The organism is Colwellia sp. KU-HH00111, from assembly GCF_040362745.1.
Classification (GTDB): Bacteria; Pseudomonadota; Gammaproteobacteria; order Enterobacterales; family Alteromonadaceae; genus Colwellia.
In genome coordinates this window covers 497,628-520,117 of the sequence record NZ_BAABWO010000002.1, presented here as the reverse complement: position 1 = coordinate 520,117, position 22,490 = coordinate 497,628, and the positions used below count along the sequence as shown (strand labels likewise).

At 38.9% G+C, this 22,490-nt stretch carries 35 protein-coding genes; 10 read left to right on the top strand and 25 right to left on the bottom strand.

Features of this window, described 5'->3' with window-relative positions; genetic code table 11:
* The first annotated feature begins 17 nt into the window (after nucleotides 1–17).
* From ABXG98_RS06620 to ABXG98_RS06610, 3 genes are all read left to right on the top strand, one after another.
* Nucleotides 18–1,520: an MFS transporter gene (locus ABXG98_RS06620; protein WP_353537906.1), complete on the top strand. Its 1,503-nt coding sequence runs from the start codon at nucleotides 18–20 to the stop codon at nucleotides 1,518–1,520.
* Between the two features lie 197 nt (nucleotides 1,521–1,717).
* Nucleotides 1,718–2,311, top strand: coding sequence for a hypothetical protein (locus ABXG98_RS06615; RefSeq protein WP_353537905.1), 594 nt, complete (start codon nucleotides 1,718–1,720; stop codon nucleotides 2,309–2,311).
* A gap of 59 nt (nucleotides 2,312–2,370) precedes the next feature.
* Nucleotides 2,371–2,886 carry a hypothetical protein gene (locus ABXG98_RS06610; protein WP_353537904.1) on the top strand — a complete coding sequence of 172 codons (516 nt, stop codon included), beginning with the start codon at nucleotides 2,371–2,373 and terminating at the stop codon, nucleotides 2,884–2,886.
* Between the two features lie 6 nt (nucleotides 2,887–2,892).
* Here the strand turns inward: ABXG98_RS06610 and ABXG98_RS06605 are convergent, their stop codons facing one another.
* The gene (locus ABXG98_RS06605) at nucleotides 2,893–3,672 is read right to left on the bottom strand and encodes a TSUP family transporter (RefSeq protein WP_353537903.1); all 780 of its coding nucleotides are present in this window, start codon (nucleotides 3,670–3,672) and stop codon (nucleotides 2,893–2,895) included.
* A 74-nt stretch (nucleotides 3,673–3,746) separates the two neighbouring features.
* Nucleotides 3,747–5,108 (bottom strand): S41 family peptidase, encoded by a 1,362-nt coding sequence (locus ABXG98_RS06600; RefSeq protein WP_353537902.1) that lies wholly within the window; start codon nucleotides 5,106–5,108, stop codon nucleotides 3,747–3,749.
* A 118-nt stretch (nucleotides 5,109–5,226) separates the two neighbouring features.
* Here ABXG98_RS06600 and ABXG98_RS06595 point away from each other — a divergent pair, with 118 nt between their 5' ends.
* Nucleotides 5,227–6,135 (top strand): LysR family transcriptional regulator, encoded by a 909-nt coding sequence (locus tag ABXG98_RS06595; RefSeq protein ID WP_353537901.1) that lies wholly within the window; start codon nucleotides 5,227–5,229, stop codon nucleotides 6,133–6,135.
* A 33-nt stretch (nucleotides 6,136–6,168) separates the two neighbouring features.
* Here the strand turns inward: ABXG98_RS06595 and ABXG98_RS06590 are convergent, their stop codons facing one another.
* A complete protein-coding gene (locus ABXG98_RS06590; protein ID WP_353537900.1) occupies nucleotides 6,169–7,191 on the bottom strand; it encodes a LacI family DNA-binding transcriptional regulator in 1,023 nt (340 codons plus the stop codon).
* A 178-nt stretch (nucleotides 7,192–7,369) separates the two neighbouring features.
* Nucleotides 7,370–7,939 (bottom strand): elongation factor P, encoded by a 570-nt coding sequence (efp, locus tag ABXG98_RS06585; protein ID WP_353537899.1) that lies wholly within the window; start codon nucleotides 7,937–7,939, stop codon nucleotides 7,370–7,372.
* Nucleotides 7,940–8,150: 211 nt separating this feature from the next.
* Between efp and ABXG98_RS06580 the strand changes: the two genes are divergently transcribed.
* A complete protein-coding gene (locus tag ABXG98_RS06580) occupies nucleotides 8,151–9,035 on the top strand; it encodes a tyrosine-type recombinase/integrase (protein ID WP_353537898.1) in 885 nt (294 codons plus the stop codon).
* A gap of 100 nt (nucleotides 9,036–9,135) precedes the next feature.
* Here the strand turns inward: ABXG98_RS06580 and ABXG98_RS06575 are convergent, their stop codons facing one another.
* From ABXG98_RS06575 to ABXG98_RS06485, 19 genes are all read right to left on the bottom strand, one after another.
* The gene (locus ABXG98_RS06575) at nucleotides 9,136–9,303 is read right to left on the bottom strand and encodes a hypothetical protein (RefSeq protein ID WP_353537897.1); all 168 of its coding nucleotides are present in this window, start codon (nucleotides 9,301–9,303) and stop codon (nucleotides 9,136–9,138) included.
* A gap of 1 nt (nucleotide 9,304) precedes the next feature.
* On the bottom strand, nucleotides 9,305–9,466 hold the full coding sequence (locus tag ABXG98_RS06570; protein WP_353537896.1) for a hypothetical protein: 162 nt from the start codon (nucleotides 9,464–9,466) through the stop codon (nucleotides 9,305–9,307).
* On the bottom strand, nucleotides 9,460–9,816 hold the full coding sequence (locus ABXG98_RS06565; protein ID WP_353537895.1) for a DUF1353 domain-containing protein: 357 nt from the start codon (nucleotides 9,814–9,816) through the stop codon (nucleotides 9,460–9,462). The genes ABXG98_RS06570 and ABXG98_RS06565 overlap by 7 nt, the downstream gene beginning before the upstream one ends.
* Nucleotides 9,813–10,085 carry a hypothetical protein gene (locus ABXG98_RS06560; RefSeq protein WP_353537894.1) on the bottom strand — a complete coding sequence of 91 codons (273 nt, stop codon included), beginning with the start codon at nucleotides 10,083–10,085 and terminating at the stop codon, nucleotides 9,813–9,815. Before ABXG98_RS06560 ends, ABXG98_RS06565 begins: the two co-directional genes overlap by 4 nt.
* The gene (locus ABXG98_RS06555) at nucleotides 10,085–10,495 is read right to left on the bottom strand and encodes a virion protein (protein WP_353537893.1); all 411 of its coding nucleotides are present in this window, start codon (nucleotides 10,493–10,495) and stop codon (nucleotides 10,085–10,087) included. Before ABXG98_RS06555 ends, ABXG98_RS06560 begins: the two co-directional genes overlap by 1 nt.
* Nucleotides 10,496–10,554: 59 nt before the next feature.
* Nucleotides 10,555–11,202, bottom strand: coding sequence for a hypothetical protein (locus ABXG98_RS06550; protein WP_353537892.1), 648 nt, complete (start codon nucleotides 11,200–11,202; stop codon nucleotides 10,555–10,557).
* Entirely contained in the window at nucleotides 11,203–11,724 is a 522-nt protein-coding gene (locus ABXG98_RS06545) for a hypothetical protein (protein WP_353537891.1), read from the bottom strand.
* A gap of 3 nt (nucleotides 11,725–11,727) precedes the next feature.
* Nucleotides 11,728–12,555, bottom strand: a complete 828-nt coding sequence (locus ABXG98_RS06540) for a hypothetical protein (RefSeq protein ID WP_353537890.1) — start codon at nucleotides 12,553–12,555, stop codon at nucleotides 11,728–11,730.
* A gap of 9 nt (nucleotides 12,556–12,564) precedes the next feature.
* Nucleotides 12,565–12,771, bottom strand: coding sequence for a hypothetical protein (locus tag ABXG98_RS06535; RefSeq protein ID WP_353537889.1), 207 nt, complete (start codon nucleotides 12,769–12,771; stop codon nucleotides 12,565–12,567).
* An 84-nt stretch (nucleotides 12,772–12,855) separates the two neighbouring features.
* Complete coding sequence (locus ABXG98_RS06530; protein WP_353537888.1) at nucleotides 12,856–13,104, bottom strand: hypothetical protein; 249 nt, start codon at nucleotides 13,102–13,104, stop codon at nucleotides 12,856–12,858.
* Nucleotides 13,105–13,119: 15 nt separating this feature from the next.
* On the bottom strand, nucleotides 13,120–13,905 hold the full coding sequence (locus tag ABXG98_RS06525; protein ID WP_353537887.1) for a major capsid protein P2: 786 nt from the start codon (nucleotides 13,903–13,905) through the stop codon (nucleotides 13,120–13,122).
* 282 nt (nucleotides 13,906–14,187) lie between these two features.
* Nucleotides 14,188–14,412, bottom strand: coding sequence for a hypothetical protein (locus ABXG98_RS06520; RefSeq protein WP_353537886.1), 225 nt, complete (start codon nucleotides 14,410–14,412; stop codon nucleotides 14,188–14,190).
* Nucleotides 14,412–15,059 carry a P-loop NTPase family protein gene (locus ABXG98_RS06515; RefSeq protein WP_353537885.1) on the bottom strand — a complete coding sequence of 216 codons (648 nt, stop codon included), beginning with the start codon at nucleotides 15,057–15,059 and terminating at the stop codon, nucleotides 14,412–14,414. The genes ABXG98_RS06520 and ABXG98_RS06515 overlap by 1 nt, the downstream gene beginning before the upstream one ends.
* Nucleotides 15,043–15,495 carry a hypothetical protein gene (locus tag ABXG98_RS06510; RefSeq protein WP_353537884.1) on the bottom strand — a complete coding sequence of 151 codons (453 nt, stop codon included), beginning with the start codon at nucleotides 15,493–15,495 and terminating at the stop codon, nucleotides 15,043–15,045. Before ABXG98_RS06510 ends, ABXG98_RS06515 begins: the two co-directional genes overlap by 17 nt.
* A 188-nt stretch (nucleotides 15,496–15,683) precedes the next feature.
* A complete protein-coding gene (locus tag ABXG98_RS06505) occupies nucleotides 15,684–15,980 on the bottom strand; it encodes a hypothetical protein (protein WP_353537883.1) in 297 nt (98 codons plus the stop codon).
* Nucleotides 15,968–16,144: a hypothetical protein gene (locus tag ABXG98_RS06500; protein ID WP_353537882.1), complete on the bottom strand. Its 177-nt coding sequence runs from the start codon at nucleotides 16,142–16,144 to the stop codon at nucleotides 15,968–15,970. The genes ABXG98_RS06505 and ABXG98_RS06500 overlap by 13 nt, the downstream gene beginning before the upstream one ends.
* A 779-nt stretch (nucleotides 16,145–16,923) precedes the next feature.
* Nucleotides 16,924–17,136, bottom strand: a complete 213-nt coding sequence (locus ABXG98_RS06495; protein ID WP_353537881.1) for a hypothetical protein — start codon at nucleotides 17,134–17,136, stop codon at nucleotides 16,924–16,926.
* Nucleotides 17,133–17,279: a hypothetical protein gene (locus ABXG98_RS06490; protein ID WP_353537880.1), complete on the bottom strand. Its 147-nt coding sequence runs from the start codon at nucleotides 17,277–17,279 to the stop codon at nucleotides 17,133–17,135. Before ABXG98_RS06490 ends, ABXG98_RS06495 begins: the two co-directional genes overlap by 4 nt.
* Before the next feature lie 29 nt (nucleotides 17,280–17,308).
* Nucleotides 17,309–17,464, bottom strand: coding sequence for a hypothetical protein (locus tag ABXG98_RS06485; protein ID WP_353537879.1), 156 nt, complete (start codon nucleotides 17,462–17,464; stop codon nucleotides 17,309–17,311).
* A gap of 91 nt (nucleotides 17,465–17,555) precedes the next feature.
* On the opposite strand from ABXG98_RS06485, the gene ABXG98_RS06480 reads away from it, so the two are divergent.
* The 3 genes from ABXG98_RS06480 (at nucleotide 17,556) to ABXG98_RS06470 (ending at nucleotide 19,380) form a co-directional block, all read left to right on the top strand.
* Entirely contained in the window at nucleotides 17,556–17,804 is a 249-nt protein-coding gene (locus ABXG98_RS06480; RefSeq protein WP_353537878.1) for a helix-turn-helix domain-containing protein, read from the top strand.
* A gap of 134 nt (nucleotides 17,805–17,938) precedes the next feature.
* Entirely contained in the window at nucleotides 17,939–19,015 is a 1,077-nt protein-coding gene (gene epmB, locus ABXG98_RS06475; RefSeq protein ID WP_353537877.1) for an EF-P beta-lysylation protein EpmB, read from the top strand.
* Nucleotides 19,016–19,071: 56 nt separating this feature from the next.
* Entirely contained in the window at nucleotides 19,072–19,380 is a 309-nt protein-coding gene (locus ABXG98_RS06470) for a hypothetical protein (RefSeq protein WP_353537876.1), read from the top strand.
* Between the two features lie 86 nt (nucleotides 19,381–19,466).
* Here ABXG98_RS06470 and ABXG98_RS06465 read toward each other — a convergent pair whose 3' ends face one another.
* The gene (locus tag ABXG98_RS06465; protein ID WP_353537875.1) at nucleotides 19,467–19,976 is read right to left on the bottom strand and encodes a DUF3016 domain-containing protein; all 510 of its coding nucleotides are present in this window, start codon (nucleotides 19,974–19,976) and stop codon (nucleotides 19,467–19,469) included.
* A 108-nt stretch (nucleotides 19,977–20,084) separates the two neighbouring features.
* On the opposite strand from ABXG98_RS06465, the gene ABXG98_RS06460 reads away from it, so the two are divergent.
* The gene (locus tag ABXG98_RS06460; RefSeq protein ID WP_353537874.1) at nucleotides 20,085–20,999 is read left to right on the top strand and encodes a hypothetical protein; all 915 of its coding nucleotides are present in this window, start codon (nucleotides 20,085–20,087) and stop codon (nucleotides 20,997–20,999) included.
* Between the two features lie 176 nt (nucleotides 21,000–21,175).
* Nucleotides 21,176–22,240, top strand: coding sequence for a hypothetical protein (locus tag ABXG98_RS06455; protein ID WP_353537873.1), 1,065 nt, complete (start codon nucleotides 21,176–21,178; stop codon nucleotides 22,238–22,240).
* 45 nt (nucleotides 22,241–22,285) lie between these two features.
* On the opposite strand, the gene ABXG98_RS06450 is transcribed toward ABXG98_RS06455, so the two are convergent.
* Nucleotides 22,286–22,483 carry an ATP-binding protein gene (locus tag ABXG98_RS06450; RefSeq protein WP_353538000.1) on the bottom strand — a complete coding sequence of 66 codons (198 nt, stop codon included), beginning with the start codon at nucleotides 22,481–22,483 and terminating at the stop codon, nucleotides 22,286–22,288.
* Between the last annotated feature and the right edge of the window lie 7 nt (nucleotides 22,484–22,490).

The following is a 22,490-nucleotide window of genomic DNA, read 5'->3' as shown; positions in this document are numbered from 1 at the left end:
CTATAAGAGTCTGCTACATGACCACGACCGACAACACGATACATAACCCTAATCAAAAACCTCGCCTGAACTTTTGGCAAATTTGGAATGTTAGCTTCGGCTTTCTTGGCGTACAATTTGGCTTTGCCCTACAAAATGCAAATGCCAGCAGAATTCTGTCTGACTTAGGAGCCGATTTACACTCTTTGTCACTTTTTTGGTTAGTTGCGCCGATTATGGGCTTAATTATCCAGCCCTTGGTTGGATCGGCTTCTGATCAAACGTGGAACCGTTTAGGTCGTCGAAATCCTTATATATTAGCCGGCGGCTTTGCCGCAGCAATTGGCATGTTATTAATGCCAAATTCAGCCACCTTAGCTAGCTTTATCACGCCGTTATTTTTTGGCGCTATGATGTTGGCATTAATGGATGCCTCATTCAACCTAGCCTTTCAACCATTTCGCGCCCTAGTTTCAGATATGGTGCCATCTGAACAACGAAACGTTGGTTATTCTATTCAATCATTCTTAATCAATATTGGTGCTGTACTAGGCTCAATTCTGCCCTTTGTATTAACCAACGTTATTGGTTTAGAAAACACCGCCAATGCTGGCTCAGTTGCGCCTTCGGTGATTTGGGCATTTTATATTGGTGCGTCAGTGATGTTAGGCTCAGTGTTATGGACAGTCTTTAGAACCAAAGAATACGCGCCCGGAACTAATGGCTTAGCACCCTTAGAACAAAACGATATTGAACGCTCATTAGCAGAAAAATTAGCACACTTTTTTAGCTTAATGAAAACCATGCCAACTACTATGAAACAACTAGCCCTAGTACAGTTTTTCTCTTGGTTTGCTTTATTCATTATGTGGGTTTATACCATGCCAGCAATTACTCAGCACATTTGGGGCATTGATGCTAAATGGTTTGACCCGCATTATCTAGAATCTGTTAGCAACATACCTGTAGATATTGCACAAGCAAAAGGCACTGCTGGAGATTGGGTAGGTATTATCTTTGCCGCCTATTCACTATTTGCTGCTATTGCCTCATTATTTATGGCCAAAGTGGCCAATAAGATTGGCCGTAAACTAACTTATTCATTATCATTATTTGCCGGTGGACTGGGGTATTTGAGTATTATGTTAATGCAAAATCCCGAGCTAACCTTAGTTAATTTAGGCATTACTCAAATAGAAGTGCCACAGGGCGCAGTATCGTTATTTTTACCTATGGTTGGTATTGGTATCGCTTGGGCAGCAATACTGGCCATGCCTTATGCAATTTTAGCTGGCTCATTACCGGTTAAGCAAACGGGTGTTTACATGGGCATATTTAACTTTACCATTGCCGCACCACAAATTGTTTCAGGAATATTTGCCGGTTGGATTTTAACCGCTGTATTTGATAACCAAGCGATTTACATCATAATGTTAGCTGGGATCTCGATGATTTTAGCAGCATTGTCTGTGCATTTTGTGAACGAAGGTGCAGAACAGAGTATAACAGCAGGTAATGATGAGCACATACAAACTAACTAAAGACTTTAACTTTTAAATATAACTGCCTCTGAAAACTGAAGCGCTTTATTGGTGATAAGGTCAATAATTAGCATAATTATTGGCCGCTTTGTTGTATTAAACCACAGATTTTTGTAGTATCTGTTGTATAGATTATACCTTTTAGCTTGGTATATTTTTCCTAATACAATCATTATCATGCAATAAAGGGATCTTTTATGTTTTCATTAAACCAACCTCACTTAACTACCTTAGCTTTAGCTATTACACTCAGCTTAGCAACCCTACCTACTGCTTTTGCTGAAGACACGCCAGCAGACACCTGTGCCAGCGCTGCCTCTTTGTTCAAAGAAGGAGATATTGAAGGAGCGTTAGAGGAAGCAAGATGGTGTGTGACACAATTAGAACAGCTTAAGCAAAGCAGAGTATCGTCATTTTTTAAGGACGAAATCAATGGATTTAAAGGTGGAAAGCTCAATAAGCAACAAGCTATGGGGATTTCCATGATTGAAAGAAGTTACAGCAAGGACGGAAAAATCATTAAAGTTTCTTTATCAGGAGGAGCTTCTGGCGTTGCAAACAATGCTTTTGCCGCACTTGCCTCGTTTGGCATGCAAGCGGCTGATGGTGAAAAAATAAGAATTCAGCGCAGAACAGCTGTAGTAACCGCTGACGGTAACAATAATCAAGTTGTCGTTACGCTAAAAAATGATGGCATGCTTACCTTTGAGTCCAATGATTTGTCAAGTAAGGACGTAACCGCTTTTGCCAAAGCGTTTCCTATTGCTGATTTAGATGATTCTAGAAACTAAATCACGCTTACAGCTATATTAGCTAAATATATCAACTGACGAAAAAATAAGGAAAATGCATGTCGACCGAAAATATAGTTTTTGCCGCAATCGGAGTGATTGCTTTAGCCGTAGTGGCTTATTTTATTCTGCGCTACCTGAAAGGCTCAATAGAAATAGCGCTCGAACAAACCAGTTTTAATCCAGGAGATACAATTAAAGGTAACTTTCGTTTACAGGCCCGTCAAGCCATTGAAGGCAATAAATTAACCGTAGCTCTGGTTGCTGATGAAGTCATTAAGCGTAAAGACAGTGAAGGTAAAAACGTTACTGATACCCAAGAGATATACCGAGACGAACAGGTAATAGAAGGTAAACACCTCTATGAAAAAGGGTTTGACAATACTCATGACTTTGAGTTGTTAGTCCCGGGTTCGGGTGAATCAAGCATGGATAACTCAAAAATAGGTCAGGCATTAAACACGCTGGGCTCGATGATGGATATGAATCGACGATACCTAGAATGGTCAATCGAAGTTTGTTTAGATGCTAAAGGTATAGATTTAACTGATTCTGAAAAAGTCTACGTTAAATAGTATTTTTTAACGGGCCAAAAGCCACCCCATATCGTAGCTGTATTTGATAAGCATACCAAAGCACATAATGACAACTAGCATTCTTAGAAGTTTAGGGTTGATTGAAAACAAACAATGAGACCCTAACCAAGCGCCGATCACTTGCCCAAACATCATAACCACACCTATTGTCCAAACTATTTTACCGGCAAATAAAAATATAATTAATGAAGCGATATTTGTTGAAAAGTTTAGTGTTTTTGCGATGGCTGTAGATTTTATAATGCCATATCCCCTTAAAGATATACCTGCTAAAGCGAAGAATGAGCCTGTACCGGGACCAAAAAAACCATCATAACAACCTATGGCCGGAACCACGATATTGTTGTAGCTACGTTGTGAAAGCTTTGGTTTAGCTTGCTCTTCACTCGGTGTTGGTGAGATTAAAAAGTAAACGCCAATAAATGAAATAACAACAGGAATAACATAATTAAGTATTTCTGGATTCACAAACTGTATAGCGATAGAGCCTATTGTTGCGCCAATAAAAGCAAAGAGCATTATGTTTTTAACGTCATGCCATTTAACCCTTTTATTTTTTATCATCAAAAACGTTGCTGTTGCTGTTCCCATACTGCCCTGTAATTTATTAGTTCCCAATGCTGCTAGAGGGCCTACCCCGCTTAAAATTAATGCTGGTAAAGCAATTAACCCACCGCCACCTGCAAGGGTGTCTAATAAACCTGCAACAACTGCAACTATAAATAGAATAGACAGTAGTTGTGTCGTGATTTGCGCATATTCCATCAAGATTCTCTTATAAAAAAGGGGATGGGTTATCAGACAAAGTACTTGGCAAAATAACCTAAACGAAAGTTCAACTAATGATTCAATGTTTCATTATTAAGCAACTTATCAATTAACTGCTTAGCTTGCATAGGATCATAACTGATCGTTCTATCTAAAGTAACCAGCTCAAGGTTATGCCCTCCTTTAGGTCTTGTTAACCAAAAACGTGGCACAACTGACAGTAATTTTGAGTAAGTTAAGGTTTGTCTTTGTATGCCGCCTGTTTGGCCACTTTTTCCACCCGTTTTATCGCCAACTAACTGACCAAAGTTATGATCTTGGATAGTATTTGAAAATAAAATAGAAGATGAGTAAGTATAAGGCCCAACTAATACGGAAACCTTACCTCTGTATTTTAACGGATTGTCAGAATCTACTTGATGTACTGTGCTGATTTCACCCGTTACAACATCACCTACTTTTCTTCCTTCCCCTACTCTTCCTGGAATAACTTTTAGCTTATAATTTGAGCCTGTTTTCCAAGGTTTATCTGCAATATAAGGTAGAATTCCTTTAATCCATAAATGATCATCACCACCGCTATTTTTTCTAATATCTATAATCAAATGTGTTAATTGCTGTTTTTTAATTTCGCTGAAAACAGATTCTAAAAACCTGAATACACGCGGTTCATCTTCAAGCCAAAGAAATGTATTAATAGTCAGCAGGCCAGTATCTTTTGTTAGTAAGCCAAATTGAAAGTTAGCGTCAAAGCTATCCTCACTATTATCTATTTCATTACTCGCATTAACGGTCACTTTTTTTATCTGATTAGACCCATCTTGCAAATCTAACGTAAACTTTTTTTGCTCACCAAAATACAACCAGTAGTAAGTTGCAAATCGAGTCGCTAGTATGGCTTGCCTGTGATTATCACTATCACCGTGGGTTCGTTGGAGTAAAGGTTTCAATATTTCGAAAATGGGCTGTCCATTAATCTTGGTAATCTCATGGCCAGCAAGCTCAGATGACTCACCATTAAGATGCCTTTTTATGAGAAGCTGACTGTTGTCAATCACTACCTCAAACGGAAATAAAGAGCCGCCATTTTGTAAATGTGCCTCTATAAGTGCTTCTCTATCTAAAGGCGTTATGGATGAATGACCATCAGAGATGATGCTATTGAATTGCATCATTTCTAACCAGAAATTTCGCACTGATATAGGCTCATTAATACTCTCTTTAAATTGATTAATTTTTTCATAAAACAAGTTAACATCTTCTACGGTATAGCCTAACTCAGGGTGAGTTTTTTCGATAAACGTTAGCCACTGATTAATATCAGCCCTAGCCTCTTTAGGCTGCAACATTGCATGGTAGTGTTCTAGTTTTGTAGCAAATACATCGGAAGAAATTAGGCCTAGTAGTAATATGATGAGTATATTCTTGAACATTTTGTTTCCCGGTAAGTTATATGATTATTGGTGTGAAGCTGCTAATAGCATAATTGTACTCACTCTCAATATAGATTAACATTAATGAAAACTAACTATAGAATTAAGCCTAAACTTAATGATAAATAGCGACGATTTACGTTTTTTTCAAATGATAGCGACACATTCATCTTTAGCTGCAACTGCTCGTGCTTTGAATGTCACCCCACCAACCATTACCCAACGATTACAAGCTATCGAGCACAAACTTAAGTTGAAATTAGTAGAGCGGCATGCACGAAGTATTACCCTTACCGATGAAGGTGAATTACTGGTTGAGCGAGCTAGCATCATCCTTGGTGAAATGGATGATCTACATGAATCAATTTATAGTCAGCGTAATGAGGTTAGAGGCTGTTTGAAAATTTTAGCGCCATTAGGTTTTGGTCGAAAATACATAGCACCTCTGGTGACAAAATTTCAGCAGCAATACAAAAACATCTCTGTTGAACTTGAGTTGTCTGATAACCCTGATTGGGCTACTAAGCATTCTTGGGATATAATTATCTATATCGGCGAATTACGTGACTCATCGTTCAGGTTAACGATATTAGCTGAAAACAAGCGCTTTTTATGCGCTTCTCCAGCTTATATAGCAAAACATGGCTTAGTAACCCAGCCTGCTGATTTACGTCAACATCATTGTATTGCGCTTAGAGAAAATGCTGAAGATGTCACCATGTGGAAGTTTAGCAAGCCGACTACTAGCAAAACTGAATCAATTCGTATCAAGCCTGAACTTACATGTAATGATGGCCGTGTTATCAAACAATGGGCGTTAGATGGATATGGTATTATTTCAAGATCCGAATGGGATGTCGCACCTGAATTACAAAAGGGTTCGCTAGTACGCTTGTTAACTAACTATGAATTACCCTCTGCTAATATAGTCGCCTTATTAGGGACTGATCAGCGTTCACGATCAGGGAGGACAACTAAGTTTTTAGCGCTTCTGAAAAAATCTATTGGAGAAAAACCTTGGTATTAAAGACAGATACTTAATTAACAACGCTAAAAATAATTAACTTCCACAAGATTTACGAACGATAACATTAGGCTCAATTAAAGTGGTACTTATCTCTTGACCACTAATTGACGCTAACAAGGTGCTGACTAATAGCTCACCAGCTAATTTAGTGTCTTGTTTAACGGTAGTTAAAGGAGGGAAAGTAAAACTAGCAATGGCGATATCGTCGAAACCAACCACAGCGACTTGCTCAGGAATGGCGATGTTGTGTTCTTTTAAAGCACGCATCGCGCCAATAGCAATTAAATCACTAGCCGCGCAAATTGCGTCAAAATGTTCACCACTTTCAATCAACTCGCAAGCGGCATAGTAACCGGCTTCTTCAGTATAAAAAGCATTAAACTGCGCTTTTTCATTGACTACTAGGTTATGATTTTTTAGTGCTTGGCAATGACCTTTATAACGATCAAAAAATTCAGGTGCACGACTTGAAGCGCTCCCTAAAAAAGCAAAATATTTTCTGCCTTGTTTAATAACATGTTCAGTGATTTCTTTGCCGCCTAAATAATTATCACAGCCAATAGACACGATAGGTAAATCTTTTGCTTCTGCGCCCCAACGAACATAATGAGTTCCTTGTTCATTGAGCTTAATTAACTTTTCTTCATAATCAACGTAGTCACCATAACCTAATAAAATCAAACCATCGGCTTTGTTGCTGTCTTCAAAATCAGCATGCCAATCATTACTTGATTGTTGAAAAGACACTAATAAGTCGTAACCCTTATCTGCACATGCTCTAGTGATGCTGCCAAGCATCGATAAGAAAAAAGGATTAATCGCAGAATCATCATTGGTGGGATCTTCAAATAACAGTAGGGCGATGGTATCGCAATGCTGTGAACGTAAATTACTGGCATTTTTGTCTACTTTGTAATTTAGCTCTTTGGCGATGGCTTGGATCTTTTGTCGAGTTTCTTCATTAACTAACGGGCTATTGCGCAATGCTCTAGACACGGTTGATTGGGAAACACCCGCTTGGTATGCAATATCAAAAGAGGTCGCTTTTTCTTTCACTTAGGTAACTCTAAATAAAGTCTTTTATAACCAGAATATACTCCACTACGTAGGTTAAGTATAGAGCTAAGTATCATGCGAACACGCAAATACTATTTGTTTTAAAAACATTCAGACATAAAAAAAGCCTAACCCTGAATAGCAGATATAGGCTTTTCAATGGTGCAAGCAATTGAGACTATTTTGACGCCCGTGATACATAATCACCCGTACGAGTATCAATTTTTACTTTTTCACCAATTTGCACAAATAAAGGAACACGAATAACAGCGCCAGTAGCTAACGTAGCTGGTTTACCGCCTGTTCCTGCGGTATCACCTTTTAAACCTGGATCGGTTTCAGTAATATCAAGTTCAACAAAGTTAGGAGGTGTTACTGAAATTGGCGCGTTGTTCCATAAAGTAATGGTACAAATATCACCCTCAACCAACCATTTAACTGCGTCAGCAACGGCTTTATCATCGGCAGCAACTTGGTCAAATGTTTCATTATTCATGAAATGCCAAAACTCACCATCAGCATAAAGGTAAGCCAATTCGATATCCATTACGTCAGCACCTTCAACCGACTCGCCTGATTTAAAGGTTTTTTCTAGAACCTTGCCTGAAACAAGTTTACGAATTTTAACGCGGTTAAAGGCTTGACCTTTTCCCGGCTTAACAATTTCATTCTCAAGAATGTTACAAGGTTCGCCATCAAGCATGATTTTAAGTCCAGCTTTAAACTGGTTAGTACTGAAATTAGCCATTAGTGTGCTCTTTAATTAATTGTCTATTACCATTAAACTACGCAATATCTATGGTAGAGAACATAAGTTGAAATAAGAATTGTCGCAGATAATAACCCTTATCCGCACTAATTTCATCGGTTTTGACGTCTTTTTTGATTGCATATTTGCATTTTTGCGGCCTACACCTCAAATAACTGGCAAGTTGTACAAAAAAGGACGTTAAAAAAAAATGAAAAAAAATGAAAAAAATCCTGCAATTGTGTTTGCAAACTCGTTAGGCTCTAAAAAATCGACAAAAACCACCCTTAGAGTTATTGATTACTTATGCAGGGAATACAACAAAACCGATCACAATTCGCTAGATTGGGCTAATTTTGACTATGTTGAGCTACTAAAACTAAGGCGAAAATTCATTGATAAGGGGTTAAAAACAACCTCTATTAATAGCTATATAAGCACGCTAAAAAGTGTTAGCCGTGAATCATGGCGTTTACATATCATTGATACTGAAACGTACATGAGAATTAAGGATATACAAGGCATTAAAGGTCATTCTGATATGACTGGCCGCGCATTGTCACCAACCGAGCTTAACAACGCGGTTAATAGCACTAATAATGATATTAAAAGCATTCGTGATTCTGCCGTAATTGCTATTGGTTACGGCTGCGGTTTACGTTCGTTTGAGATTGCACAAATTGAACTTAACGACATATCAAGAAATAAGCTGATAGTTTATGGTAAAGGCCGTATTGTTAGGAACGTTTATTTGCCTAATTTTGCTGTTAACGCGTTAAAACGTTGGTTACATATTCGCGGTAGTAAAAAAGGCGCGTTGTTCTCTTCGTTAACGAAAAATCATAGGCTTTTAGATCATGGTATTTCTGTTCGTACAGTGGGAGATATTATTGATAAGCGTTGCGAGAATATAGGCATTGAGCGATTTACACCCCATGATTTACGGCGTTCGTTTGCTACTAACTTGTTATCATCAGGTGTCGATGTATTCATCGTGCAAAAACTAATGAGACACGCGAGTATTAATACAACTAGAATTTATGACATGAGGGGGGAAGATGCAAAAATGGCGGCTGTTGAAATGTTGCCGTTTTAATTTATTTGTTCGTACGAACTGGCAACGTGTTCGCACGAACAATCCACCAGAACGTAATAATTTAACGTTTGGTACGTAATAATTGTTAATTTATTACGTTCTAGTCTCTGCTTTTCTTTCTAGAATCCATAATAGTTTCAATTATTGATAACCGTTTATCGAAATTGGCGATCAAATGATTTAAACGTATTAGCGCATAAACTGAAATAATAACGGGCGCACTTAGGCCGATTTCTGATAGTTGTTTTAATACTGGTATTATTTCCATTTTAACCCTCTTTTGGCGGTGTCCAATTTGCTTTTTGTCGTGCTAATTCTTCCTTTGTTGGCTGCGAATTCCAATCGCCAAAAAAATTCCTCATTTTATATGCACCATAGGCGGCACAGGCCACCACGCCTAACAATAAATATTTATATTCTTTTTTCACCATTTGGGCCCACCTAACTTAACGGCGTAATACATCATTTTAGCTTTAAAATAGTTCACGTTATCCGTTCTCATTGCTTCATAAAACATTTTATGTACTGCCTTGTGTGGCTCTGATTTTGCCACACAATAAACATCATGAATCACGCTTGCGCGTCGATATTTGCCTGAAAACGGGGAACCAATGAAAGACCATAAAAACCGTGGAATGCTTGCACCGTCTATGATTGCGCCTTTTGGGGCTACCCAGTGTTTTCCTGTTTTATCCTGGTAAAGTAGCGGTTTTAATAATTGCATTTTTCGAGGCTTGTTTTTCCACTTTGTTTCAACATCACCAATAAATTTTGCAATCACTTTTCTGGTAATCCTTGCCAAAATTCATCAGGCGAGTGACTAACGTCATAAATCCAGCCACCTAATGACCAATGCTCATTACCCGACAATGTTTTACCTACAGAATTAACACCATTAGAAAAAATATTATTGGGGTTTGTCGGTGCTATTGAATAAGCCGCATCACTCGCGCCCTGTGCAATGCTTTTCTTAAAAAGATAAACGGCTAAAATCGCAGTTATACCCAGCGCGGCTGCTGCACCGGCCTTTGTATCTAAAATATTCTTCATTATGCAAAACCTCGCTCGAATCCTGTTTGTATTTGTTCGCTTGAATACGGTTGTTGTCCGTTTTCATGGCGAACAATTGCGGCCATTAGTAACGGGTAATCATAAACGGCCAGTGGTTCAACTGGTGATAAGCCCGTAATACTTGCTGCACTGTTGATATAACTTTGTGTATCGTTTTCATTTGGTGGAGCCCAACGTGTAATAATAGATTGAATTGTATTTAAGCCGTAAATATCGCGGTATGTTCTAAGCACTCGCGCCATTGCTCTTAATCCGTTCTCTGGTTCATCAAAGACAATAAAACCTTTGTTTTCATCAATAGCGCCTTGCCACTCCTGCCAATTTCCAGTAGCGCGAATATTTCCAGCGTTATTATTACGAATACCCAATGGTGTGTTTTTTGTGATCATAAATAAGCCTGTGACAATAAGAACGGTTATCGATGTTAGATAAAAGTGATTGTTCATTGCTAATTAAAATCTTTTAAATTTGAAACGGTTTCAGTTGTTGCTATCGTTGGCGAACTCAACAACGACATTTTTGCATCTAACGCTTTGTACGCTATATGCATTTTATGCTCATTGTTTGACGTATTCCCGACATACGCTTCTGCACGAGTCAAACCGACATATTGAAAATCAATTTTTAATGATGTCTCACAAATTAAGCCAAGACCTTTTGCGTACGAATCACAAACAGTTTCCAAAACAGACGGGCTATATTTACCCCTAGCACCGCAATTAAACCCAAGCATTCGGCCAAACATAGCATTTTCATTATTTATTAAATCAATAGTGTACTCCGTACCATTTTTGATTATAAACACCCTGTAAATTTGCCCTGCATTTACTGAGCGTGGGAACATCGGCAACAATATGTTTGTCATCACACAAGGAGAATCTATATCTAAAACAGTTTGTCTTGCTGATGTATCAGAAAGATAAAAACTATTACCGCCTATTCTGTATTTAAACATATCGTTTGCGGTAGAATTAACATAACCAAGACCAGACGGTGCTACTGCGGTTTGAGGCATGATAACCTCAGAATTAGCAGACAATAACCCCATAGAAACGAAATCATTTTTTTGCGCTACACTTTGAAGTAAAACTCTCATTTAAAATAACTCGTCTATTGCTTTAACAACCACAGAACCCGACACTGGAACTAAAGAAAGCGCCTGCTTATTCGTCCATTGATATAGACCTGCTGGCAACTCAATACCATTGACAGAATCATTTAAATAACAGCTATTTGATATTTGATATGTACCTTGCAAGCGGGCTGTATTAGCCGGAAAAATCTCAGTTAACACGTTAATTGTTTGTTTCGGTAAATAATTAACATTACTTGCTGAATCAACCGAAATTGCGCCACTCATTGAACTATCTTCAGCTTTTGCCTTACCGCACCAAAAACGGATATTTTGAGCGTTATAAGATGAAAACTCTATTTCAGTAATAGGCGATCCATAACTCGATAAATCTAGTGTTAGCCCTGCCTTGATATCAGTGCGTAACGACCAATCTTGACCGCGAAAAATAGCCTTAGCATCCTCACTTAAATACAACACCTTAAAATGATGCCCGTTCATACCCATGATTGAGGCTGTAGCGCTTATATCTTGTCTATAAATCATCAGTTAACCTCGAAACGCATAGGCCACGCCAATAACTGCCGCGCCAATTGATAAATATTTAAAAATTTCTTTTAGACCTTCAACGCTATCGTCTAGCGCAACGTTTCCGGCCACTTCTAGCGCTGAATCCAATCCTTGTTCTTGTAACTGTGCTAACGTCAACAAGCTATCGTTTAACATTGTTGAATTATCAGCCATGTAACCACCGAACAAACCTGTTAATTCTGCGTTAGCTTGAATTGATTGATTAGACAAAAAGCCAACATCGGCTGAATATTGTTCTTGAGCTGATTTAAGCCCTGCACCAAAATCATTTAATGACTGTTGGTGTTGACTAGCTAAAACCTCAGTTGTATCAATAACTTTGTCTGCTAGAATTGCATTGTTGAGCATGGCGCTATCTGTTAAATACGCCAAATCACCGCCATATTGCGAGGCTAAATTTTCAGTAGATGCAATAACTGAATCTGACAAATAGGCGCTATTAGCTGCTGAATCTGCCGCAATATTTGCAATATTGTTGTTCGCCTCGGCTGAGGCTAACAACGCAGAATCAACAATTGATAAATTATCCGCGCTTGTTCCCAAAACAACATCAATAATTGAATTCAAACCATTGTTAAACGTATCAGAAACTAAACCAAACGCGGAATCAATAGCCCCGTGGTCAGTTTGCGTTATATTGTTAGTGGTGTTAGTTTCAATTTTGTTTTTGCTGCCTGCAACATTTGTTTTTAAAATTAGGTTACTACTGCCAATAGTGCCACGGTTGCCCGTATCAAAACCCGTTTCGCTCGATTTTGATTCTGAGCCAAAAAAACTACCAAACATATTAAGCCCTTATTTTTTTAACAGTATTACGGCCGCAATAATAGCCGCTGCAATCAATATATTTTGATTTGAATTAGCACTGGAACCATTAACTATATGATTAGCACCAAATGACATAGAGCCACCGCCCGAGGTGGCACTACTAGAACCTTGAAAACCACCGCCACCAGTTAAACCACCCTTACCTAGACCGCCCAACCCCATCTGCTCAAGCATTTTTGTTACCTCTACCCTGTAGATAATTAGCAATAAGAATTGCCGTAACAGATACGGCAACACTAGAAATAAATGACTTTAAACTCATTTATTCATTACCAAGGCAACAACCAAAATAACCGCACTACCAATCAGCAAATGGTTTTGCTCAAGCTTAAAACCTTGTTGCACTGGCACAACTGGCGATGGTGGCGCGGGCGTTTGGTTAACATTCGCGGTTGTTTCAACCGTTCCCGAGTGTTCCTGTTGCGCTCTACCTGTCGCCTCGGCTTTTGCCTCTTCAACTCTAAAGTTGAAATACTGACCTAACAGATTTGAAAAATCGTCCATCATGACAAACGCCCCCCTTTAAATTCCGGTATAACCCGATAAATATTCGACAACAATGTCAAATGCCCCCGCACTTGCACAATGAGTACGTACACGAAAATCAAACGCATTTTGTACAACTAGCGCTTGCATTGGGTCACCATGTAATGTGAAATCTACCGTGGTCATTTTTGCCGTATTAGGATTACGACCGTAGTCGGTTTGAATACCTGCGCCGAGCGTTTTAGATGGGTCATACCAAATCGTAGAATCTAACTCGACTTCGGCTTTTGAAATATCACTTTTAAACAAATGAATTGCTTTTATGCGTGATTCACGCGGCAAGTTATCGATTTCTTTAATACCTGCGGCTGCGGCACTGGCTGAAAATCGTTTGTACTTGATAATTGCACCAAGAGGTAGGTTATTACTACGAATAGCACTGGCTTTTAATACTGGTGCGGCTGCGGCTGCATCAATATTTACAGCAACATCAAACGTGCTGACGTCCATTGTTCCGATGGCCGTAGAGCGTCTAGTCGCTTCTTTAAACTCTGGCGTTTCAAACCACAACGTAATAACACCTGCTTTGATGTTACGTTTGTAATATTTATTAATATCTTGCAAACGCGTAGCATCTGAAAACGATTGTAAAACCTTACCGTTTATTCTGACTTCAATATCTTGTAATTGCGCAAGTGTAACGCCTGAATATTCAATATTGATTGCATTGTAAGAATAGCCCAAAGGCACTTGTAAAACTGCCGTAGAACCTGCGCTGACATTGGAAAAACTAGGTAATTCTTTATAACTAAACTGTGACATAGAACCCCCGATTAGCCAGTGATTCGACGTACAGCCGATACTTTATTTCGTAAAACGTGTGCTGTAAGAACAGCGCCCACAACTACAAAAAAATTTATTGCTTTTGCTTTGCTCATTTTCTAGTCTCCCGACTTAAATGTTTAAAAATGCGCCCTGCTTCACAGCGTTGCGCTATTGGTTTGCTATATGTACAACGTTTTTTGCACAAAAAAAAGCCACTCCGTAACGTAACGGAATGGCTCTTTAAAAAAGTGTACTTCTAGGGGCTAGAGGTATACTTTTTTATTCGTCATCTTCCAAAATCACAACCCAAGCTTCATAAGGCGCGCTTACTATTTTCAACTCTAGTAACTCAAATTCCTCTGCCTCGTAAACTTCAACAACTTTTTTATATGCCAGTGGTTTAGGCACATAAGAAGAAAACATAAAAGCAACTTCTTTGTTTTTCTCACTATCAAACTCTTTAACGTGTGCAATTACTGCATAATCAGATTGTATTGTTTTCATCATTTCACCTTTTTGTTTATAAATGTAAGTTTACCTGCTTGGCTTGGTTTACTGCCATTACGAATATAAAAATGACATTCCTCAAGCGTTGCGATTTTTTCAGTTGGTACGGACATAATGCCAGCCATGTACTTTTGGTCGGCTGGTGTTCGTAGCAGTCCGCACCAAATATAACGACATTGATTAAGGAATGTTTTATCAACTTCTTGCGGCCGTTGACTAACACCCATTAAACGAATACCGTACTTTCGACCTTTGCGAGATAAAAAGCCCCAATGTTTTGGAGCCTTGCCGGGCTTTACTACGTCTGCTAGCTCTTCGGCAATAACCGTCATTGGCCGTTTAGCATGACCAATTGCCCACGCTAACGAACAAAACCATTCGAAATTCTCAGGTGTTGGCTCAAGTTCAACCCTTGCACGAATTTTACCAAAACCTGCGGCCTTAACTGCGCGTAAAAACCCTTGCTTGGTGGTGTAATTACGCAAACCTGAATAGCTACCCTCTGGGTCCCACGCAATAACGCGATCACAATTTCTGTAATACGGGTGTCGTTTTATAAACGTTGTTTTACCTGAGCCCGTAAAACCTAAACAAATATGATGTAAATTGTCTAAACTTTCATCAGTTCTAGAGTACGTCGTCATTCTGTTCACCATTTATTGTTTTAGATTCTTGCGCCATGTAGTACATGGCAACACGGCCACCAACAAACGTACCCGTTGCCATGAGAAAAGCAGCCCAAGGCGGCAAATTTACACCACCGACTGATTCCATAAATTCCTGAGTTGCTTGCTCCATTTCTTCGGCTTCATCTTCTGACATATTCATATCAAGCCCAGTTGCCTTAGTCGCTTGCATACTGCCAAGATTAAGCACTTGAACAAACGAACGAGCAAAACTTTTCGGGGTATGTCGGCTAGTGTGAGATACCTCACCCGTTGTTGTTTCAACTTCGGGTATATCTGCATCTTGAATTGTTACTTCGGGTAGAACAGGCTCGCCAATTTCTATCATTGGCTCCGCTTGTGAAATTTCTGCCGGTTCAGCTGCTGTATCTTCTGTTTTTTTACGTGGTGCCATGTTTTACTCCAAGATAAATTGCTAATAACAAATTCAAAAAAACAGCTAAAATGCAAAAATAGTAAGCCATTCTGTTTAAACCATCTTCAAAATATTCCCATTTTAAAAAAGCTTTATGAATACAAAAAAAACATAGAAAAAATATAAATACATTTAAAATTAGTAACGTTATAAACATAAAACCTCCGTTACATATCTAAGAATGAAAAACCCGAACTTTCTCGGGGTTTTTCTGGTGGTGGCGTTTCAATTGTTTGCGTTGGCACGGGGCTTTTTTTGGGTTGTACGGGCGTTTGTTTAACGTCTGCCCCGTAAATTGTCGCGCGTTCCAATATGATTTCTTGACCGCCCTGAGCGTTTAAGGGCTGTTGGCCGCAATGAGAGCAAGCAACATATAATTTTGAATTTCTGTTTTTACGTACTGGCACAACTGAGTTACACCACGCGCATGTAATTTCTCCGATATCAGCATTTACTTTTGACATTTGCTCAACCTCACTTTTAAACTAAACAATTCTTGGTTTTGGTGAATTACCAAAGGGATTAAAATCTTCATGGCTTTTTCGGCAATGTTCGCTTTGGTGGTGGGCAATCTTGCCCCCTCAAATTCAATCGCCAAATTTTTCAATGCTGCTATTTCTTCATTCATAAGTACCTCTTTATCGTTACGAAATTTTTTGAGGGCGAAAAATTTCCACCCCTGCAAGATTTGAGCGTGTCCATTGGCTAGATTATCCCTCTACCGCTTGCTAATAGGCTCACTCTGCTGCCGTATTGGAAATTGCTTTATTCCTGCCTTTTAAAACAAAGACCTCTTACAAGCCCTTTCAGGGCTTGCGCTTAAAGGTGGTCGCTAGCGCTCCAATCCTTCACCTTTCGAGAATAAATGCGCTCGGCTAGCCTCGAAATGATTTACCGGTGTTGCTGCTCTTCCGCTGCGCTTCAGATGCAGCAAGCCCCTAGAGAACCACCAAAAAAATTGTCGCTAACTGCGACTTTTCTTGGTTAAATCACTACTGGCAATGGTGCAATCTGAAACACGCTTTGTTCGTTTCAGACGCGTTAACGGGCTAATAACCGTTAACGATGATGGGATATGCTACGCTTTCAATTAAATGCGCCCTTTCACCTACAGCCCCACCACACAAACGCATTAAACAACTTACCTCGCCTTTTTAACGTGCTGCCGTTGGTTTACCCGTTGCACTTGTTATTTAGCAGGTTGCGAACCCTGCGCGTTCATCGCTTCGTACTGCGTTCAATGTCGGTGATAGATCCTTGATATTGAACTGGGCCACTCAAACCCCATTTTTTAACGTAGTGTGCAACCAATCTCTTCAACCCAATTACACACCCTGATAGCTAAAAACCTTTTTAACGAGCAAAAGAAAGCCCACGCGGTTTAAGGCATGGGCTTTGTTTTGCTCGTTACTCTGGCTTTTTTCGCATGTCGGTAATGTCGGTTATATTGAAAAAATCAATAAAACGTTGCCACTCTTCAATGCAATCAAATTCTAAACTCACTCTTGAATCATCAGGTGACCATATTTGTATAAATTGAATTGTTCTTTTAGAGTCACTAGCGTTTTGAATCCAACCTCTAAAATCGCCTTTTTTTACTTTCGCATTAACTGAAATCATAACTTCCCCTTTTGCGCGTAATAGCGCATTAAAATCATTTTTTTAATTAAGGAGATGTCTGTCATGTTGGCTTGCCACCGTTGCTGTAAACGCGCTCTAAAAGCGGCTGTATTATCAACAATCGTTACTTGTTCAGCTTGCATTCAGTTACCCCCCGTTAGCATTCCCAAACCTAAAAAAAGGGCGGTGCGCCCGTTGCAACAGGCAACACCAAGGGAATAAATGTAAGTAAGATGCTTTGGCGGCTATGAACTGAAATAACATGAAGTGTGCTAACAACATCAGTAAAACGGCCTACACCGCTAAAGCGAATAATAAGGTATAGCATGCCGATACACCTGTAAAGTGTACCGATACGATTGCCAAAATGCTTTACAGGTACTAAAATTAAAAAAGCTAACAACATCAGGTAGAATGAAATGAACTTTCAAGACGTACTAGACAAGGTCTGCAATGGAGTTTCAGACAATAAGACATCTCAAAAACTTGGCATTTCTAGAATCTCATTCAGCAGATACAGAAATGGCCGACAAGTACCAAATGATGAACTACTCGATAAAATGATTGAAATGAGTGGCTTATCACCACAACAAGTATACTTAGCCGCATACGCTGAAAAGGTACACAACCCAAAGGTTGCCGAGGCATTTAGACACCTTGCGGCATAGAAAAAAAACACCAAAAAAGACCGCTTTTTATAGCGGTTTTTTAGTGCCTGACAAATAGAGAAAATTTGCAAGTGTATAATAAATAAGCACTTGTTATCGCGCTGTAAACAACACATAAACCTAAAAACAAAAACATGAGCAAAAACAACAAATTAAAAGAGTTTTCAGGTGAAAAATTGTCGCAGATAATAACCCAAATTGACCCACAATTGCATCTTTGCAGTGAAATTTCATGGCAAAAAGATCTACAGCAAGTGGTCACTGACCCAGAAAAATTATTATCTATGTTGGGTATTAATAGTGAGAATTATTTACAGCACTTTAAAGCTCGAAAATTATTTCCAGTACGCGTCCCCATACCTTTTATAAAACGTATGGCGCCTGGGGATATTGACGATCCGTTATTAAAACAGGTGATGCCACTATCAAACGAATTTGTTGTGACTGACGGTTTTATGACTGATCCTCTGCAAGAGCATGATACCGTTGCTGAAGGCTTACTGCACAAATATAAGCATCGAGTATTAATGATCGTTAAAGCTGGGTGTGCAATAAATTGCCGTTACTGCTTCCGTCGTCATTTTCCCTACCACGAGAACAGCCCCAACAAGCAGCGCTGGCAGCAAGCATTAACATACATCAGCAAACATACTGAAATTTCTGAAGTGATTTTTAGTGGCGGCGACCCACTGATGGCCAGCGATGAACATTTAACTTGGCTTGTAGAGCAAATAGAGGCGATACCTCATGTGACCCGCTTACGCATTCATACACGCTTGCCCGTGGTGATCCCCAATCGTATTACCCCGAAATTAGTTGAACTACTAAGCCATAGTCGTTTAAAAGCAACCATGGTTTTACATATAAACCATGGTAATGAAATAGATGATTCACTTGTTAATGCGCTTGAGCCGTTAAAAGCTGCGCGTATTCCAATTTTTAATCAAAGCGTAATGCTTAAAGGGGTAAACGATAATGCTAAAACACTTATTACCCTATGTGAAAAAGCTTTTGATAGCGGCATAATGCCTTACTATTTACATTTATTTGACCCCGTTCAAGGCGCCGCCCATTTTGATGTCAAAGAAGAAAGAGCAATAAAAATAGTTAACGAAATGCTTAGCATCTTGCCCGGCTTTTTAATGCCAAAATTGGTGCGAGAATTAGCGGGACAAGCAAATAAAACCCCTATTAATTTAACATTAAACTAAACATTCACAGCATAAGCTGGAATAATCACCCCACTTTTTGAGTAAGAAAATACACCATGACTAAAGCGATAGAACAACAATTGATCGAAAATATATCTTTAATTTTAAAAAGATCCCTGACTGCTGATGCAACATTAGCTGATTTAAGAGCACAAAAAAAAGCCGGATTTGAAGCTATTTTCAAAAAAGATGCTGGTTTTAATAATAGTGCAAATACATTTCAGCCTTATGTTGAAGAAATCGCCGATGATTTATTGCAGTGGCAGGCTAATAAAGAGCAACAGGAATTACTTATTCCTTTAGTCAAAAAAATAGAACAGCTATTTACGGTATTAGCCGGTTTTGAACAGACTCATAGCGCATAAATACATGCCACTCTTTATTTTGTTACGATATTTAACCACAATACTTAGTTGTCATTGTGGTTAAATAACAAAATGTAGGTAAAGTGTTATTGGTTTTTTTCCACAATATGATCATTGAAAGCTTTTTTAAACCAGTCATCTAGCATTTTCTTTTCATAACCTAAAGCATCATTGCGGTATCTAAGGCTGCTGCCCATCATAAAGTTCATATCTCGTAATTTTACCGATGCTGCAGCAATTTTCCCGCCATCAGAGCCAAGTAATTGATAAGAAAAAGTCAATTGTGGTGAATAAAGTTCTTTAATGATTCGCAAACGGTCAATGCCGCCGATGAGGGTATCACCCGCCAAATCAACATCGGTGACCTCAATATGGAGGACCATACCTTCAGGAAGACGCTGTGCTAACTTATTAAAGTGTTTTTCAAAGTTTTTAAACGTGCGTTCTCTAAAGTGTGTACGGTGTTCATTACCCGAGTCAATATCCCGATATTTTTTATAATCTGTCCAAGTAACTTCAGCGGTTGCAGCGTATGTTTTGCTAGGCAACAAAATAATGACTAACAAGATTAATAATATGGTCGTAAACGTTTTCATAAGCATATCCTCCGTATGGTCTATAATAGATTAGACCATAAAAATGTTCGAGATATTACATAAAACGCGTACTATTTTACAAAAGGCGACTACGAAATAGGATATACCATGTCTGAATATATAATGAGTCAGATGCACATTGAAGCTGCACGCAACGCTACCGACGACTTTAATTTGTTTCATGATAAGCACCGCTGGCACAAGATAAAAGATAACCCTTTTCGCGGAACAGTTGCGCTAGGTTTTCAATTAGGCTGCTTTGTAGAAGACCAGGTCAATCGTTCTGCTAAAAATTACATCCAACAATTAAATACCGCAAACAAGCCACAAATTAGCGGCTCACCGTTGAACTTTAGCCAGTATGAACTCACGTTTGCCGGTGCAGTTAAACCAGGTGATAGTATTTCACTAGTAGTTCGTGATGGCCGCCTATCATCTGGTGCCAATACTGAGTACTTTTCAAATCGAGTCGCACTTAAAGCAAACGGTAAAACAGTGTTACTCGGCTATAAACGACAAAGCAGTGCTCACTTGATAAAAGGTATTGCGCCATTACCAAATTTTGAGGAAGTGTTTAATAGCGATGATCGAAGCTTTATCACCGGTTCGCACTGTTTTGTTAAACGTAAATACATGATTGTTGGTAATGCTAAAAACTTTCTAACCAGTGCATTCGCTGAGCAATCTGACTACATTGATGAATTTATTGATAAAGTCAGCTTTCCTGAAATGTACCCACTAAGTTTGATATCATCAGCGCTCTTAGAGCGAGCACAGGCAGTTGGACAAGACTTGATTGCAGAGCCAATGATATACCTGTCTCATAAATTGTCGATTGATAACAAAGTAATGAGCACGCTTCAAAGTAATGATTGTTTAAATATTTTACTAAGCTCTCCTATTAAATCAGCTGATAAGAACGCTCAATCTGTTGTGCATCATTGCAGTTGCGTGTTAGCCACAAAAGAAGTTCTATTTCACGCTGAAATACAGTTGGCGCCGTTGTCTTCATTAGTGAAATAATACTTTCAAGCATCACAAGGACAGGTACTCAATCACTGTGATGAATTGTTTTGAGTTTTAAACTAAAACTGCTAAATTGTACTTTAGCTGAGATTTTTTCATTAACTCAAATGACTGGATATTTTTCCACAACTCAACTATAGCAACCATCACTTGTTCAATTGTGTTAGTAAATTATGGCAACTAAAAAAAATAAAAACTGGCTCATTTACCTTGTTGCTATTGTTATTGCTCTCGTTATCATCAGCCCGCTTGCTGATAAAAAAATAATGCCCACAGCACCTATCATTGAGCAAAAAGCCCACAGCCAACCAAAAGCTTTAACACCCATTAAGGCTAAGCAAGTATTAACCGAAAAAGTGCACGTTGCGCCGCCCGTTGCTCCTCCTTATAAAGTAGAAAACCATTACCCTTCACAAGATGTGTTTGACGAACATCTTTGTAGTATAGATAGATTGCATATGGATTACCAAGCGTCACTTACAACTGCCACCCAGCGATTAAGTAACCAGTATCAACACCAGTTTTATCAGCTCAGCCCTAATTTAACGCTCAACCTTTATTCAGTCAAAATGACAACCTATTTTGAAGAAACGCTGATTGCAAGAATTAACATTTTACATCAAGAGTACATTAAATTATTAGGCGACTCAGCTGAGCGCAAAATAGAATTAAATTTAGTGATCACCCCTGAACGAACCGATTATGATTATTACACTGGGTTTTATGCTGATAATTTAATTACCTCTCTTGGCGTTTATTTTGGTGGATTAAATATTGCTTATATTGATTACCAACATTCTGATGAAAAAGCCCTAAAAACCGCCCTTCATGAAACGGTTCACGCCTTTAATGCACACATCATAGGTAAAACGCCACGGATGTTTAATGAAGGCATGGCTGAATTTTATGAGAATATGACCATAAAAGATGACAAACTCAGCCTTGTTTTTTACACCAATCAATTAACCAAACCGCCCTATCCGTTAATGCAGTTTTTTGACTATCAACAATGGGCAAATTTAGACATTCATCACCTGTATTATAGCAGCTGGGCTTGGGTTGCCTTTATGTACGGTGATCTTGAGCGGTTAAACGCGTTAATCACCTTTATTGAAAAAGAACAAGTTGAGCCATGTTCAGCCTTTTCTGCCGGTGAAACTTATGGCATTTTCCAAGAAATTTATAGCACCCTAGAAACAGATTTTTATGATTGGCAACAAAATATCAGTGCAAAGTAATAGCGTATCACCTTTAGCATAAAAGCTTTTAGGGATCTTGCCTTATCAAAAATTGATTATTTTCGGCAATACCAGCTTAAACTCCGCCCCAGAAAGCTCATGAGAGTCACCAACGGTTAGGCTGGCGCTATGCCAATCAAGCACACGTTTTACAATCGCTAAGCCAACGCCATATCCTTTATAATTTGACGCACTTTGTTCTCCCCGGATAAAGGGCTTAATTATTTGCTCTCGAAGCTCTATGCTGGTA

Bases quoted from the DNA above. Each gene is read 5' to 3' on its own strand.
- ABXG98_RS06620 (WP_353537906.1), top strand. From the start codon at position 18: ATGACCACGACCGACAACACGATACATAACCCTAATCAAAAACCTCGC.
- ABXG98_RS06510 (WP_353537884.1), bottom strand. From the start codon at position 15,495: ATGGCACCACGTAAAAAAACAGAAGATACAGCAGCTGAACCGGCAGAA.
- ABXG98_RS06570 (WP_353537896.1), bottom strand. From the start codon at position 9,466: ATGGTGAAAAAAGAATATAAATATTTATTGTTAGGCGTGGTGGCCTGT.
- ABXG98_RS06500 (WP_353537882.1), bottom strand. From the start codon at position 16,144: ATGAATGAAGAAATAGCAGCATTGAAAAATTTGGCGATTGAATTTGAG.
- ABXG98_RS06465 (WP_353537875.1), bottom strand. From the start codon at position 19,976: ATGAAAACGTTTACGACCATATTATTAATCTTGTTAGTCATTATTTTG.
- ABXG98_RS06515 (WP_353537885.1), bottom strand. From the start codon at position 15,059: ATGACGACGTACTCTAGAACTGATGAAAGTTTAGACAATTTACATCAT.
- ABXG98_RS06520 (WP_353537886.1), bottom strand. From the start codon at position 14,412: ATGAAAACAATACAATCTGATTATGCAGTAATTGCACACGTTAAAGAG.
- ABXG98_RS06460 (WP_353537874.1), top strand. From the start codon at position 20,085: ATGTCTGAATATATAATGAGTCAGATGCACATTGAAGCTGCACGCAAC.
- ABXG98_RS06555 (WP_353537893.1), bottom strand. From the start codon at position 10,495: ATGATCACAAAAAACACACCATTGGGTATTCGTAATAATAACGCTGGA.
- ABXG98_RS06580 (WP_353537898.1), top strand. From the start codon at position 8,151: ATGAAAAAAAATGAAAAAAATCCTGCAATTGTGTTTGCAAACTCGTTA.
- ABXG98_RS06455 (WP_353537873.1), top strand. From the start codon at position 21,176: ATGGCAACTAAAAAAAATAAAAACTGGCTCATTTACCTTGTTGCTATT.
- ABXG98_RS06610 (WP_353537904.1), top strand. From the start codon at position 2,371: ATGTCGACCGAAAATATAGTTTTTGCCGCAATCGGAGTGATTGCTTTA.
- ABXG98_RS06605 (WP_353537903.1), bottom strand. From the start codon at position 3,672: ATGGAATATGCGCAAATCACGACACAACTACTGTCTATTCTATTTATA.
- epmB (WP_353537877.1), top strand. From the start codon at position 17,939: ATGAGCAAAAACAACAAATTAAAAGAGTTTTCAGGTGAAAAATTGTCG.
- ABXG98_RS06470 (WP_353537876.1), top strand. From the start codon at position 19,072: ATGACTAAAGCGATAGAACAACAATTGATCGAAAATATATCTTTAATT.
- ABXG98_RS06525 (WP_353537887.1), bottom strand. From the start codon at position 13,905: ATGTCACAGTTTAGTTATAAAGAATTACCTAGTTTTTCCAATGTCAGC.
- ABXG98_RS06600 (WP_353537902.1), bottom strand. From the start codon at position 5,108: ATGTTCAAGAATATACTCATCATATTACTACTAGGCCTAATTTCTTCC.
- ABXG98_RS06495 (WP_353537881.1), bottom strand. From the start codon at position 17,136: ATGATTTCAGTTAATGCGAAAGTAAAAAAAGGCGATTTTAGAGGTTGG.
- ABXG98_RS06550 (WP_353537892.1), bottom strand. From the start codon at position 11,202: ATGAGAGTTTTACTTCAAAGTGTAGCGCAAAAAAATGATTTCGTTTCT.
- ABXG98_RS06545 (WP_353537891.1), bottom strand. From the start codon at position 11,724: ATGATTTATAGACAAGATATAAGCGCTACAGCCTCAATCATGGGTATG.
- ABXG98_RS06595 (WP_353537901.1), top strand. From the start codon at position 5,227: ATGATAAATAGCGACGATTTACGTTTTTTTCAAATGATAGCGACACAT.
- ABXG98_RS06615 (WP_353537905.1), top strand. From the start codon at position 1,718: ATGTTTTCATTAAACCAACCTCACTTAACTACCTTAGCTTTAGCTATT.
- efp (WP_353537899.1), bottom strand. From the start codon at position 7,939: ATGGCTAATTTCAGTACTAACCAGTTTAAAGCTGGACTTAAAATCATG.
- ABXG98_RS06485 (WP_353537879.1), bottom strand. From the start codon at position 17,464: ATGCTATACCTTATTATTCGCTTTAGCGGTGTAGGCCGTTTTACTGAT.
- ABXG98_RS06575 (WP_353537897.1), bottom strand. From the start codon at position 9,303: ATGGAAATAATACCAGTATTAAAACAACTATCAGAAATCGGCCTAAGT.
- ABXG98_RS06530 (WP_353537888.1), bottom strand. From the start codon at position 13,104: ATGATGGACGATTTTTCAAATCTGTTAGGTCAGTATTTCAACTTTAGA.
- ABXG98_RS06480 (WP_353537878.1), top strand. From the start codon at position 17,556: ATGAACTTTCAAGACGTACTAGACAAGGTCTGCAATGGAGTTTCAGAC.
- ABXG98_RS06535 (WP_353537889.1), bottom strand. From the start codon at position 12,771: ATGCTTGAGCAGATGGGGTTGGGCGGTCTAGGTAAGGGTGGTTTAACT.
- ABXG98_RS06505 (WP_353537883.1), bottom strand. From the start codon at position 15,980: ATGTCAAAAGTAAATGCTGATATCGGAGAAATTACATGCGCGTGGTGT.
- ABXG98_RS06490 (WP_353537880.1), bottom strand. From the start codon at position 17,279: ATGCAAGCTGAACAAGTAACGATTGTTGATAATACAGCCGCTTTTAGA.
- ABXG98_RS06560 (WP_353537894.1), bottom strand. From the start codon at position 10,085: ATGAAGAATATTTTAGATACAAAGGCCGGTGCAGCAGCCGCGCTGGGT.
- ABXG98_RS06540 (WP_353537890.1), bottom strand. From the start codon at position 12,555: ATGTTTGGTAGTTTTTTTGGCTCAGAATCAAAATCGAGCGAAACGGGT.